Source organism: uncultured Tenacibaculum sp., from assembly GCF_947498805.1.
Lineage (GTDB): Bacteria > Bacteroidota > Bacteroidia > Flavobacteriales > Flavobacteriaceae > Polaribacter.
This window is the reverse complement of sequence record NZ_CANMLT010000005.1, coordinates 315,163-330,155: the sequence shown is the minus strand read 5'-3', so window position 1 is coordinate 330,155 and position 14,993 is coordinate 315,163. Positions and strand designations below refer to the sequence as shown.

Sequence of the window (14,993 nt, the reverse complement as noted above, 5' to 3'; positions counted from 1 at the left end):
AGTTTCTTTACAGATAAAAGAGATAATTATTTTTCAAGATATCTAAATAATTTGAAAGTAATGTATATCAAACTTATTTTAAATAAAGTGCTGAGTAACCTTAGAAAGTATTTAGTAGATTCTTTCGTTTTTAATAAAAAGCCTTATAACTGGCAAGTATGTTTTTTTAAAATAAGTCCAATAAAAGGAATGAAGACTTTTTTATTAAAAGGTATTTATATACAAGGTCTCATATTCAGATAGTAGGACTTTATTCGTTTATTTGTCAGGGGGGTAGATTCTGTTTTTGGTGTTTTAACATCATACAAACCCTCGAATATGATTTATCTTACATACAATTTATTCCAACGAATTTGGTTTCTAACAAATACAATTTGCATACAATTACAAGTGACAAATATTGTAGCACGAAGTAAAATTCACGCAGTTATTTTTCAAACATAAATATCAAAAGTCAAATAGTCATTTGATTTAAAATTCATTTTTTCTTGAGATAGTGTTCCATTGAAAATCGATGTTGTTCAATCGATAAAAACGGAAGTTGCAATAGGCTTTTATGAAAAGTAAAAAGTCTAAGGGAACCTTGTTTTTTATTGAAACGGATGATTGACTTCTCATAGTAAAAAATAAATACGGTTTAGATCAATAGAATTGGATTCTAAGCTACCAATTAAGTTGATAAAATAGCTTAAAACATTAAGAAAAAAATAGTCAATTAAATTTAATTCCAACAAGTATGATGAATAGATCTCTGTACTATGTTTTTATTAAAAAATTAAAAAGTAAAATAAGTAGATCTTCCTTTTTTGACCCATAGCTAAATAAACTAAATAGGCATATAAAATATTTAAAAGTAAGAAACTTTTTAGTCTAATAAACAAATAAAATATAGTAACAAATACATAAACAATAATTTAAAAATATATAACAATGAAAAAAATAATATTTATAGGGCTATTACTAATGTCCATGAGTAACTTTAAATTAAATGCACAAGATTTTAAGGAACCAATTCTCAATTTTTTTAGAGAAAAAGTTATTTCGAATGGAAATGCAATAGTCTATAAAGCAGATACTAATGGAGGTTTTATTGATCGTGTAGAAGGTCATGGTTTTGTTATTGGTAATAAACAATATGTTGCATTTTTACCTGAATTTACATGGTTTCGTAATAATATGAAAATCGCGAATGGTTTAGAAGTTAAAAACAATGCGAAATTTTATAGCAGTTTAAGTATAGAAGGTGGATTAACAGTTGTTTCAGCTTCTAGCTTTAGTGGTAAAGCTAATTTTAAAGATGAAGCTAATTTTAACGGTAATGCAAATTTTACGGGTAATGCGAATTTTGATGATGGAACTGTAACTTTTAAAGGAGCTAATTTTTCAGATCTTGTATCTTTTAAAGGAGCAACAAACTTGAGTGGAACAACAAACTTGAGTGGAACCACAAATTTGACTGGAACAACAAATTTCTCTAAAGGGTTTTCAGCTAAAGAAGGAGTAAAGAAATTATTAGTGGTAGATAAAAATAAAGTTGAATCTCAGTTGCCTTTTTCATCATATTCGGTAACAACAGGAGATATAATAGCAAATAAAGTTACCTTAAGAGTAGGGTCTTTCCCAGATTATGTATTTGCCAATAATTATGACTTAATGCCTTTACAAGAAGTAGCATCTTTTATTAAAAAACACCAGCATTTACCAAATATGAAATCTGAAAAAGAAGTGGTAAAAGAGGGGATGGATTTAAAAGAACTTACGTTAAAATTAGTCGAAAAGGTAGAAGAGTTAACCCTGTATACTATAGAACAACAAAAGTTAATAGATGATTTACAAACAAAAATTGCAACAAACAAAAGTAATACGAAATGAAAAAGATAATAACGATAACAGGAATGTTTCTTTTAGCAAGTTTGGGTAACACTTATGCTCAAGATCATTCAGTAAGTGGTGATTGGGAAATTAATGTAGATAACAATAATAACGATATCAAAATCGACCAATTTTGGGTGAGTTATGGTAAAGAACGGAAAAAATTATTTGAAGTTAATCCAGAGGAAATCAAAGCAAATTCTAAAAGATTTGATTTTAGTGCTAAAGTAATAGATCGGTTTGGAATACACCATAATAGTTCAATTTCTTCTGGAGCCTACGGGATTCAACTTCATCAAGGAGAAGGAGGTTCATTATCAATAACTCAAAGTGGTATTAGTGGACAATCTCATGATTCATTTGCATTTAGTTTACCGCATCATAATTCCAATGGAGACTTATTTGAAAATAACTTTAGAGTTACAAAACGCTCTTTAGATGGTAGAATCAATAGAAAATTGATTATTGATGAAAAGAACACTCGAGTTTTTAACAGTTTAGTTGTTCTAACCGATGTAGGAGTAAATAGAGATAAGGTAATATTAAAAGCTGATGAAAACCTCGTGGATGTGCAAGCAGCTTTATTAAAAGGAAAGAAAGCAGTAATAGAAAGTAGTATTTCTGCTAATGAACTCATAGCTTCCGATAAAGTATCAGCGAAGGACATTAATGTTACTAATCAAGTCACTAGTAAAACTATCATTGCAGACAAAGTGACTTTGCGCGTTGGATCTTTCCCAGATTATGTATTTGCTAATGACTATAAATTAATGCCTTTAGAAGAAGTAGCATCTTTTATTAAAAAGCACCAACATTTACCAAACATGAAATCTGAGAGAGAAGTGGTGAAAGAAGGGATGGATTTAAAAGAGCTTACCTTGAAGTTGGTCGAAAAGGTGGAAGAATTAACCCTGTATACTATACAGCAACAACAATTAATCAACAAACTACAAGCAAAACCAGCTGCAAATAAAAAGTAATAGTATATGAAAAAAATAAGCATAACAATACTGCTTTTATTACTTGGAATCGTAGTAAAAGCACAGGATGATATTACCTTATTCAGATTAGTTAATAGCGATTCTTCACTCAATAAAACATTTTTGGCTAGCCATAATCCAGAAAATAATTTGTTAGTGCCAAAAGAGATAACTAACAGTGAATTCAATATAAGAACGGCGTATTTAAATGCACTAATGCTTGTGCCTCATCCAACTTTGAAAAGTAAAGGAGGTGTACTCATAGTGTTGGCCAAAAACAAAAAATTATACCTTAAAAATAATATAGGCAAGGCAATAAGTTTTGAAGATTATTCATTGGATTCTCATGAATCAGAAAAAAACAAATATGTATGGTATTTGAATTATGCCGGAGTGAATAATAAAGTATACTTAACCCCTTTCTATTTCAGTACAGGAGATAGCGAATGGGGAGTAAAACGAGATAATGATAGTTATTCGTATACAATTTTGCACGATTCAAATGATGTAAGAAGAAATGATACAAATAAAGATAAGTGGAAAGTCGATAATCGTTTTGTTTTCAATTTACAATCAATTAAGAATTCACTTTAATTTTAAAACAAGCAAATGAATATAATTACACATAAGTATAAGTTATTAGTGATAGCACTGATAGCTTTATGGAGCCCTTTTGTACTGCTGCAAGCACAGAATAAGTTATCAGTATTGCATGTACAAAGTCATGGGAAATATGAACGAATATTTACGCCACAAACCAATTTAAAAAAGTTATTGCAAGCAGGGAGTAATCAACAGGCAACGGTTGAGTTTTGGGCTAAGCACAATACAGCAGGAAGTACAAGCAGTGCTCCAGTGAATTGGAGTGTGACTAACTTTGAAGGTGGAAACACCAAATTTTCTTTAGATGTTTCTTCAAATGAAGTGTCTTTATCAATAGGAGATAAAGAAACAAAAAGCAGTTTATTGTTAAACGAACAGTTGTTTAAAAATAGCTGGCATCATTTTGCAATTACCTTTGATGGAAATGCCAATGAAGTGAGAGGGTACATAGATGGTCAAGAAAAATTATTTATACAAAACTCTAATTTTGATATTGAAGATTTGTATTTGATAAGTGATGCAAAAACAGACTTGTTTTTAGCGGAATACAGGGCTTGGTCAGCAAAAAAGAGTAAAGAACAAATTCAATTAGAGCAATACCGTAGTTTTTATCAAGAGAGTAAGAATAGGTTGTCGGAGTTGAAAAACAATGGATTACAGACATTGTATACAAACGATATAGTTTCTAATGAAGATGCTTTTGGAGGAAAAGTGATGATAACCACTTCCTGGAAGAATTTATTATATGAACATTTTCCAAATGATAATTTGGTAAAACAAGCCTCTTTTGTAAGTGCATATAAAAATACTGGAATAGCAACGGTTAACTCAAAACTCAAACATCCTATTTTAAGTCTTGATAAAATTATAGTGAAGGCAAGTGATGGAGATGGTAGTAGTCATACCTTATTGTCTGGTGCGAATGGGGTTGTTGTAAGTTGGTTACATGCAAAAGATATGGATGAATATCAAGTACTAAGAAGAAATATTCGCGAAGGAACAATCAGTACAGTAATCCATACAGAGCGCAATGTAAGCAGCAAACAACCTTCAGAGGAAATAGTATATATTGATAGAGAAGTCTTACCAAATGAATTATATGAGTATACGATTCAAGCAAAAAAACAAGGAGGAGATGCCTTAGTAGGTAAAGATGATGGTTTTGTATTACCCAATGGTAAGGTAAGCGGAATCATTGAAACATCTTCACGTGTAGCAACGAAGTTTGCAAAAATAGAAGCAAAAGCAATGGTAAACCCAGGAGGAGCTTTGCATATAGAAAAAGATGCAGCCCCTATTTTTATTAGAAATATAGAAGCCTTTAGAAAAGCGACCAAGGGAGCCACTTTTGAATTTTGGTATAAAACACCGGTGATAGGTGCAGAAACTAATACAATTCTAAAGATAGGGAATGCCGAATTAGAAATGGCTAAGAATACTATTGTTGTAAAGCAGGCTGGTAAAGAATATATAAAAGGAACAAGAACCTCTGATACGAAATGGCATCATTATGCCTTTACTTTTGGAGAAAAAGGAGGAATGTTGTTCGAAGATGGAAAATTATTATCAAACGCCAGTACATCTAATTTATTTACCATTGATTTAAGTGGAACCAATGCTTTTTGCTTAAGTGCAGCTACCAAAACGGGTTATTATTTAGATGAGGTGCGTTTTTGGAATGTAGCAAAAACACCAGTAGAAATAGCAAATTATGCAAGGCATATTGTAGGAGGTAATGAAACTAATTTATTTGCCTATTACCGATTTGATTTTAATGATGCTCATAAGACTTATAATTTTTCTTCTAGTAGAAGAGGGCAATATACTGGAGAAAGCAAGGGAGTTTTAAAACATTTAGCAGCAAATGAGCAGCCTACAATAAGTTATGCTACTTATACTAATGAAACGGGTAATTATGAATTTACATCCTTAAGTACAGGAGTTCAGGGAATAACTAATAATGATAATAAGTTTGAATATACCATTGAACCTTCGAAACCTCGATTTGAGTTTTTGCCAAAAACGAAACAAGCAGGAGTACCTAGGAGATTAAATGGAGCAGAAGTAAAAAATGTAAATTTTACAGATGTATCAAGTTTACCGATTACAGGTGTTATTTCTTATAAAGTAGGAAATGAATTGTACCCTGTAACAAAAGGAACGTCTTTAACAGTAGATGGTTCAGTAATTCAGAGTGCAGAAGATACCAAGGTTACTACAGATAATACAGGAACTTATGCAATTAAAGTAGCTCCTGGAAAACATATTATCACTCCTAATAAGAAACTGACTTTAACTAATGAAGAACGTTTAAATGAAGGAAGCTTAGGTTTTGATGGGAAAACAGGATATGGAGAATCCAATCAAACGGTTGATAGTAATAACGAAAGTTTTATGTGGTCTGGGTTTGTTAAGCCTTATCTTAAAAAGAAGAATACAGATGTTATTCCAACAACCCAAACTATTTTACAATGGGGAGATTTAAGTTTAAAATTAATAAACAATACTACGCTTAAAGTATTTTTAGGAACTCAAGAAAAACTATCGGAAGCAACATCAATTACAGAACAAACTCAATTTGTGTTTTTTGGAATAAGTTACAATAAAGATAGTGGAACGATGACTCTTTATGTTAATAATAGGAAAAAGAGCACAGCAATAAGTGATTTAACTATAGATAGTAAGTTAATAATTGGTTCCGAAAATGTAAATAATAAGTTTATCAATTATGCTAAATCACATGTAGATTTATTAGAGTACAGAAGTACTGCTTTAACAGATGAAGATGTTAAAAAGCTAAGAGAAGGAAAATATATTGCTGAGAGTATATCAAAATTAGCATTGTCTTATAGTTTTGATCAAAAAAATGGTAGAAAAGCAATCAATATTGCTAATATCTCTAAAGTGCAAAATAATTACATACAGCTTAATGAAGGTTGTAATTTCGATAATACAATACGTAAACAGTACATAAGAGAGGTAGAGTATTCGTATAAGGCAACTAATGTAGATTTTGATCCTAAAGGTAATAGTTATGACCTGGTTGTTGAAGAACCCCTACAAAATGTAAATTTTGAAAATACTACGAGACGAAGTTTTATTGGAAATATAGTGGTTCCATGTAACAATAATGTGGGAGCATGGACAGGAAAAATTATACGAACAGATATTGAGTTTCCTAAATTTGAAAAATCAATCAATGCCGCTAACTTTAATAATGATGCAACTGTTTTTACAGTGAATGATTTATTACCTGGACAATATCGTGTTGAAATTACCAATACAGATACTAATAGAGTATTGAATAGCCCAATTATAGATTTAAGACGTAAAAATGTAGTTTTTGATTTTGAATTTAGAAATGATATTGAACTAGAAATTAAATTGTTTAAGTTCGATATGACTGGAGTTAGAGATGTAAATAATATGAGAGATTATGTAGGGAATCAAATCAATAGTACTTGTGATGGAAGCTATACTTTTAAATCTCATGATGGTTTTAAAATGGACGTTAAGGTTTTTGAACGTTATGGAGCTAAGAAATGCCCGGTTGAAGGTGCAGAAGTTACTTTAGGAGGTGATGCTATTTTATCTGATAGTAATTTGTCAGAGAATAGTTTAAGTCAAGGAGTAGTGGAGTTTTTTACTCAAGTTTCATCACCAAATTTCTTAGGAGATCATACAAGAAATTTTTTAATATCAGCTAAACATAACGGTAGAACAGTTTCAATTAGCAGAAAAGCAATCATTACGGGAGCGCGTCAAGGAAATTCAGATTTTACATTGATAGACCCTCAAGTAGGTTTTGTACTACATGATCCTCCGGGTGATAACAGTTTTGCAACCTTAGCAAAAGGAGCAACGTATTCCTATTCTTCTTCAGCAGAAAATGGAGGAGGTTTGGAAGTAGATAACTCTATAGGAGCGAAATTACGAGTAAAAAAACAAGTACTAACGGGAGTTATTGCTGCTCCATTAGGAGTTGGAACAGTGGCTGGTTTTGTAAATCCAGTATTACAAACAAGTAGTGATACAGAAGGTTTAATTGGGGTAAACTTTGATTATGTAAGACATAGTGGTAGTTTAGAAACGATTACTTTAGATAAAGCAATCTCTACTCCGTCGGACCCTACTTTTGTTGGTGAAGATGCAGATGTTTTTATAGGAATGTCTAAGGTGATTTCTTTTGGAACAGGAAAAGTACTTGAAATGAATGGTTGTACTCCTGTAGTCAAAAATTCTGATAAAGTAGCCAAACCTACGTCGTTAACACCTTTTGTATTTACCAAACAAAGTTTGGTTGATAACGTGATTCCTAATTTATACAGATTGGCAATTGCAAAATCAGATAAGAATAACAATATTGAAACAGCGCCAGATGATAGAGATCATTTAGATTTAAAAGGAACATTGGATAAGCTATTGGCAAAAAATCCAAAAGACAAAGAAGATAAAGATATTGTTAATTATTTGCATCAGATTACTACTTGGAGTAAGATTATAGATGATAATCATAAAAAATTACAAGCAGCTGCTTTTAATACGGCTCCTGATTTTAGTAGCACTACAAAAAAACTAACAAATGATAATGATCAAGGGCAAAGTGGAGTTGGAATTAATCCAGCTACTTTAGATAGAAGAATTACCTTTGATGGGTTAACAGAGATTAGTTATACTTTATCAAGAGAGAAAAGTAAAAACTCTGGAAATTCGTTTACAGAAGCTCCTTATGTAGGAGTTAGTTTTTCTAAAGACTTTACAGCTTTTGGTGTCGGATTAAGTTTATCTAATCAGAGTAGGATTCATAATTTTAATAGTCAAGTGAGTTCTACTGATAAAGGAAACAATAGAGTTGATAGTTTTACATTTAAAGATGATGATGCTGGTGATCAATTTGATGTTTCTATTAGAAGAGACAAACAATATGATACACCAATGTTTTTAACCAATGGAGGTAGAAGTTCGTGTCCATTCGAATCAGGAACTGTACCTAGAGAAGGAGTTGAGTTAATTGTAGACAAAGTAGTAGGTTATGGCACTGGTGATGAATCTGTATTATTTAATTTAACACTTCGTAACACACAAATAGCAAAAGACGCTACAAGAAAAACTTATATTGTAGGTATGTCTGGAGCTTCGAATCCTCTAGGTGCTGTGGTGAATTTAAATGAGTCACCAATTTTTGAACCAACAACATCTTCAAAATTTGTATTTGACTTAGATCCAAAATCACCAACGGGTGTGAAACAAGAAATCAAAGCACAATTGCGTATTGCTAGAGGAACAGATGCTCCTTCTGTCATTTCATATGAGAATATTAAAATTCAAATGTATTCAGAATGTGAACAAGATGGAGATAGATACCGTTCTTATGGTGTAGATGAATACAATGAAGTAGGTGTTAAACCGCTTTCAGAAATACTAGTAACCGCTCATTTTACAGGGGCTTGTATTGAAACTATTACGGCAGATGCACCTCAAAACGATTGGGTAGTAAATGGTTCTGATCAAAAAAAGCTAGATTTTAAATTTAAAGTTCCAGGCTTAGTTAAAAAAGATGATAAGTTTCCTATCAATGATTTTTCAATTGATTTAGAATATACTATCAAAGGTAATAATATGCCAAAAGTCTTAAAGAAACTAGATTTAAAAGCGCTAAAAGCAAGTTTAAATGAAAAAACAGGTTTTGTAGAGTATAGTGCAGATGTTTCTGGATTAACCAATGGAGAATACAATTTTAGAATTGTACCTGTTTGTGGAGATGGAGGATCTGATAATCCTAATAACCGTAAAAACCCAACTCCATTTGTAAAAGGAAAAATAGCAAGACAAGCTCCTCAATTGGTCTTAACAACACCAGACAATGGAGGGATTTTCACCTCAGGAACCATTTCTGCTAAGTTTTCTGCTCCAATTAATCCAGCTACTGTTAACCTGAATTCGTTGGCAATGCGAGGTGTTTTAGGAGGTATACCAAAGCCACTAACATCAGTGAAGTTGGATAATGTTCAAGATAAGATTACCATACCGCATAATAGTAAATTCAATTTAGAAGAAAAGGCAACAATTGAAATGTGGGTAAACCCAGCAAAATACCCAACTGCAGGTAGTGTTCCGATCTTGCAAAAAGGAAATAATTATGCTGTTTTACTAGCATCGGACGGTAAAATAGATTTAGGAAACGGTATAAAATCGTCTGTAGGACTGCAACCATTTACATGGACACATGTAGCCGTTATTGCTGATAAAGTAAATGGAAAAGTGACCATTTATTTTAATGGAAAACCTGTTGGCTCTGGAAATATATCAACAATATTAAAAACAAATGAAGATCCTCTTGTAATAGCTCCAGTAGCAAATAATGATGCTTTTGTTGGTTCTTTAGATGAAATACGTTTATGGAGATCTTTAAGAACACCTGCACAATTGGTAAGTAATATGAAAAGCCAATTATTGGGTAATGAAGATACTTTAGAAGCCTATTTTGTTTTTAATAACAATACTTTAGCCAAGGAAGGAATCAATGGACAGCCTGATGAAGCTATTCAGGATTTTACAGGTAACGCTTCAGGAACAACAGCAACTAGTATCACTTTTGTTACCAATGAAGAAGCTGCACCTTTAGATCAAACTAAAACTGTTGAAGATGTACAGTTCACAACAACTATGTCTGAAAATAATACCATTATCAATTTCAATATGAAAATTGAAGATAGAGAGTTTGTTGAAGGGGCGCGATTAACAGTTTTTGTAAAAGATAAAAAGTTAGAAGATCCGTTAGGAAACAAGGTTGACAAGACTTCTTGGAGTTTTATTATTGATAGAAGTAAGTTAAAATGGAGCCATAACAATATCTCTATAACACAGAATCAAGGAAACTCTACACTAATAAATTATGTAGATTTGATAAATAAAGATGGAGGTGTAGATGTAGCTTATACTTTTGAAAATTTACCTGTATGGTTTGAAGTTAAATCAGGAGCTAACCCAGCAAAAGATGCTGTAAATATTATTAAAGCAACTGAAACCAACAGTAACTTAGAATTTGAGGTGAAAAGCTTCTTAAATCCTGGTGTTCACAGTGCAAATATTTATATTAAAACAAGTAATAAAGATACTGGTAAAAAACTGGGAGTAGAAAGTTTTAGAGTTGAAGTAACTGTAAACTGTCCTGAACCTGTAGTTTCTCAAGATTTCGCAACAAAGTATCCTTTCAATATGAATATGAAGGGTAATATACTGATAAACAGTCAAAAATCATTTGATGTCAATGATGTTGTTAAAGCCTATGTAGGAAACGAATTAAGAGGATATGCAAAAGCGGATGCCAATGGATTGGTAGATTTAACTGTATGGGGTAATATTGGAGAAACTTCCGCCTTAACTTTTAGAGTTTGGGATGCTTCAGCTTGTACCGAATATGAAGGAATTAAGGAAAACTATAGTTTAAGCATTAATTCAAATGTAGGAACTAGTTTTGCCCCTATTAAATTTACGGTAGGTACTAAGGTAACTCAAAGAATTCCAATAGTAGCAGGGTATCAAGAGTTAAGTTTTAACCTAAGAGATAATGCAAGTACAAGCACATTATCTTTAAATGCCATTAAAAAATTACCTGAAAATTCGCAAATAGTGGATATTTTAGACCCTACAAAAAGTGCGTCTTTAGGTGGTAATGGAGTATTTACAGGTACACTAAAGACTATAGATATAAATAGAGCGTACCTAATTAATTGCGCTGCTTCACATGATCAGATAACATATTTAGAAGTAAGTGGTACTCCGGTTGATATAAATACCAATATTACGATTAAAGGAGGAAAAATAACGAACGCTATTCCTTTTTATCCGAATGATTTACAACGTACAGGTTATGCATTACGATCATTTACCTCAACAAAAGTAAGTGAAGGAGATAGAATTGAAAGAAGAGGTTTATTTGCTGAGTATTCAACAGCCAATGGATGGCGTGGTAGTTTAACACATTTAACTCCAGGATTAGGGTACATTTTTAAATCGCAAACCCCAGGAGTAATTAACTATTCAGGAATTGTTAAGAATGAAAGAGCAAGATCATTTGTTTTAGACAACTCAATAAAAAATGAGTCAATTACTACAAGTGAGCTAGAAGAAACTCCTTCATATAAAGATTTAGATTTAACAATTGACGTTAATAAATACGCTAATTTTATGTACATCAATGGTGTTATTGATGATGAAAATGTTGCTTCTGATGAAGCACAAACCATTTTAGCTTTTGTAAATAATGAGTTAAGAGGAGTTTCTAAAGCGGAATTTATTAATGGAGCATATCACTACTATATTGGAGTAGGAGGTAATACACCAGTTGAAAATATTAGGTTTAAATTATATAACGGAATTGAAATTGCAGAGTTAGGTAATGTTGAGCAGTTTGAAGCGAACCAAGTATTAGGTGATATGAAACTTCCTTATAGTTTTAGATTAAAAGCTAAAGAAAGTGAATCTAGTATAGATTATGGTCTATCGCTATCTCAAAATAGACCGAATCCTGTAGATGGATATACCAAAATTAGTTTTAGTATTTCGAACGAGGCGCATGTAAACTTGAGCTTATATAACTTACTTGGACAGAAGTTACATACATTTGTTTCAGGAAAAGTAAAAGCAAATACAAAACATGAAATACAGTGGAATGGAGAAATTAGAGGAACTAAACTTCAAACCGGAGTATACATGTACGAGTTAAGAGTCAATGGAAAAAGACTAAAACGTAAATTAATAATCAAATAAAATAAATCAATTAATAAAGGGAGATTGTAGAAACAATCTCCCTCTTTTATTTGGTTGAAAATCTGATAAATATGACCTTTTGCGGAAAACTACATTTTAAATTGCGGAAATCCCATTTTGTAAACTAAAAAGAGGTTGTATGTTTGTGTCATCATCGCCCAGCAATGGGAGAGGAATTTAAGGGGAAAAAATAATCCGCATAGGTTAGACTTATGCGGATTTATTTATTAAAGTATATATTGTTCTTATTTTTTCTCCGGCATCGGACCTCTTAAATGAATAATTAAGCCATTTAAAAAATTACGTAGAAATTGATCACCACATACCATATACTTAGGGTGGTTTTCGTTTCTAAAAATTGCATTTATTTCAGATTTAGAAACTTTAAAGTCAACTAAAGCACAAATTTCAATGATGTCTGTATCTCTTAATTTGTGAGCTACTCTAAGTTTTTTAAATATATCGTTGTTTGTAAGTCCCATATGTGTTTTTTAATTAAGTGCAGAAAAAATCGCCCATGCGTATAAAGCAAAACGCACAAAACGGAATAATCCAACAATTACAACATTTTTAAAAGGATATTTAATCATCCCCGCTGTTAAACAGCTTATAGCAAAAGGTAATGGTAATAAAGCTCCAACTAAAATTAAAAAACCTCCCCATTTACTGGTGTTTTTTAAATTTTTAGCCATTTTTACTTCTAAATAATTTCTTACTGAATCTATTTTAAGTGAAGCTCTTCCTAAAAAGTAAGCGGTTAATCCTCCTAAATATGATAAGGTAGCTAAGATGGCTAAGTTTAAAACAGGATCTGCTGTTTTTTTAGACCAACCAATAAAAATCTCTGGTGGAATTAATCCAAGTATGGTTTCTGAAATAAAGAAGGTAATTAATACTCCTGTTCTAGAAAAAGTTTGTGTCATAGCCTCTAAACCTTCTCCAATATTATAAACGTATTTGTTGAATAATAACAGACCTACTACAGCAATCACTATGGGTAAAAAAGCCTTTTTTAAACTTTCCCATATAAACATATAAAACCCTGTTCGCTGATAATAATTATGCAAACGCTTTACATGTGGTTTTTTGTTTCCTTTTTTCTTTTTTTTCTTGGTCATGATTTTGACATCAAATTTTAGAGACTGCAAAAATACCACTTAACATGAGTATAACCCAAGAAATTACGAAGTATATTTTGCAATTACTGCTTCTGCACATCGCTCACCATCCATAGCGGCAGAAATAATTCCACCTGCATAGCCACCACCTTCACCACAAGGATATAGTCCTTCTATTTGAGGATGTTCTAAATCTTCTTTACGGGGAATACTCACAGGAGACGACGTTCGAGATTCAACTCCAACAATATTTGCCTCATTCGTATAATAACCATGCATTTTTTTTCCAAATGCAGCAAACCCTTTTCGTAACCTTCCACCTATAATTTTTGGAAGTAAAGAGTGTAGAGGAGAGGAGTTTAATCCAGGTTGGTAAGAGGTGTCATTTAAAGAGTTAGACAAACGCCCTTCCACAAAATCGGTTAAACGCTGGGCAGGAGCTACTTGGCTTCTTCCACCAGCATTAAAAGCAAGTTTTTCTAAGTCTTTCTGAAATTGTAATGCTTTTAACTCACCAAATTGCTCATATTTTGGTAAATCCTTTTCTACATTAATTTCAACTACAATTCCAGAATTTGCAAACTTATTGTTTCTTCGAGATGGTGACATTCCATTCACAACTACTTCATCATTTGCTGTAGCAGCCGGAACAATAAATCCTCCTGGACACATACAAAAAGAATAGACACCACGATTGTTTACCTGATGTACTAAGCTATAAGCCGCAGCTGGTAATAATTCATCTCGCTCACCTGGGCAACTATATTGAATTTGATCTATTAATTCTTGAGGATGTTCAACACGAACTCCCATTGCAAATGATTTTGCTTTAATTAGAATGTCTTTTCTATCTAATAATTCAAAAATGTCTCTAGCAGAATGTCCAGTAGCCAAAATCACTGCATTTACAGCCATTTCGGTACCATCTTTTAAAATGATAGCTTTTAATTTGTTATTGGTAACAACAAAATCTGAAACACGTTTTTCAAAATGAACTTCACCGCCATATTTTAAAATTGTTTCTCTAATATTTTGAATAATCTTAGGAAGTTTGTTTGTTCCAATATGAGGATGCGCATCAATTAAAATTTGTTCAGTTGCACCATGATAAACTAGGTTTTCAAAGATTCTGCGAACATCTCCACGCTTTAAGCTTCTAGTATAGAGTTTTCCATCAGAATATGTTCCTGCACCACCTTCTCCAAAGCAATAATTCGAATCTTCATTTACGGTATGAAATTGGTTAATTGCTCGTAAATCTCTACGTCTATCTTGTACATTTTTTCCTCGTTCTAAAACAATAGGTTTATAACCTAATTCGATACAACGCAATGCAGCATACATTCCTGCTGGTCCGAAACCAATGATGTGTACTTCTTTAGCATTCGAAACATCTTTATAGTCGAAAATATAATCAGGAGTTTGAGGAAGAGGTTCGTTTATATAAACGGCAATTTTATAATTAAAAATAGTTTCTTTTTTACGAGCATCAATTGATTTTCGTAACACTTTAACAGCAGTAATGTTTTTTGAGGCTATTTTTAAGCTTCTAGCAGCTTTCTTTTTTAAAATATCTTCAATTCTCTGTTCAACTAAATTTACTCGTACCTGAATTTCTTTAACCATGGTGCAAAACTAGGTAAAATCA

At 32.0% G+C, this 14,993-nt stretch carries 7 protein-coding genes; 4 read left to right on the top strand and 3 right to left on the bottom strand.

The features are described 5' to 3' along the window. Positions 1-930 precede the first annotated feature (930 nt). The 4 genes from Q0873_RS12070 to Q0873_RS12055 are packed head-to-tail and all read left to right on the top strand — an operon-like array spanning position 931 to position 12,227. Positions 931-1,872 (top strand): pentapeptide repeat-containing protein, encoded by a 942-nt coding sequence (locus Q0873_RS12070; RefSeq protein ID WP_299107543.1) that lies wholly within the window; start codon positions 931-933, stop codon positions 1,870-1,872. Next, positions 1,869-2,852 (top strand): hypothetical protein, encoded by a 984-nt coding sequence (locus Q0873_RS12065; protein WP_299107541.1) that lies wholly within the window; start codon positions 1,869-1,871, stop codon positions 2,850-2,852. Before Q0873_RS12070 ends, Q0873_RS12065 begins: the two co-directional genes overlap by 4 nt. Positions 2,853-2,858: 6 nt before the next feature. Then, a complete protein-coding gene (locus Q0873_RS12060) occupies positions 2,859-3,446 on the top strand; it encodes a hypothetical protein (RefSeq protein WP_299107539.1) in 588 nt (195 codons plus the stop codon). 15 nt (positions 3,447-3,461) lie between these two features. Beyond that, positions 3,462-12,227: a LamG-like jellyroll fold domain-containing protein gene (locus Q0873_RS12055; protein WP_299107537.1), complete on the top strand. Its 8,766-nt coding sequence runs from the start codon at positions 3,462-3,464 to the stop codon at positions 12,225-12,227. Between the two features lie 245 nt (positions 12,228-12,472). Here Q0873_RS12055 and Q0873_RS12050 read toward each other — a convergent pair whose 3' ends face one another. From Q0873_RS12050 to Q0873_RS12040, 3 genes are all read right to left on the bottom strand, one after another. After that, positions 12,473-12,709 (bottom strand): DUF1456 family protein, encoded by a 237-nt coding sequence (locus Q0873_RS12050; protein WP_299107535.1) that lies wholly within the window; start codon positions 12,707-12,709, stop codon positions 12,473-12,475. Between the two features lie 9 nt (positions 12,710-12,718). Further along, a complete protein-coding gene (locus Q0873_RS12045) occupies positions 12,719-13,345 on the bottom strand; it encodes a VTT domain-containing protein (RefSeq protein ID WP_299107533.1) in 627 nt (208 codons plus the stop codon). 63 nt (positions 13,346-13,408) lie between these two features. Continuing rightward, positions 13,409-14,971, bottom strand: coding sequence for an FAD-dependent protein (locus Q0873_RS12040; RefSeq protein WP_299107531.1), 1,563 nt, complete (start codon positions 14,969-14,971; stop codon positions 13,409-13,411). Positions 14,972-14,993 lie beyond the last annotated feature (22 nt).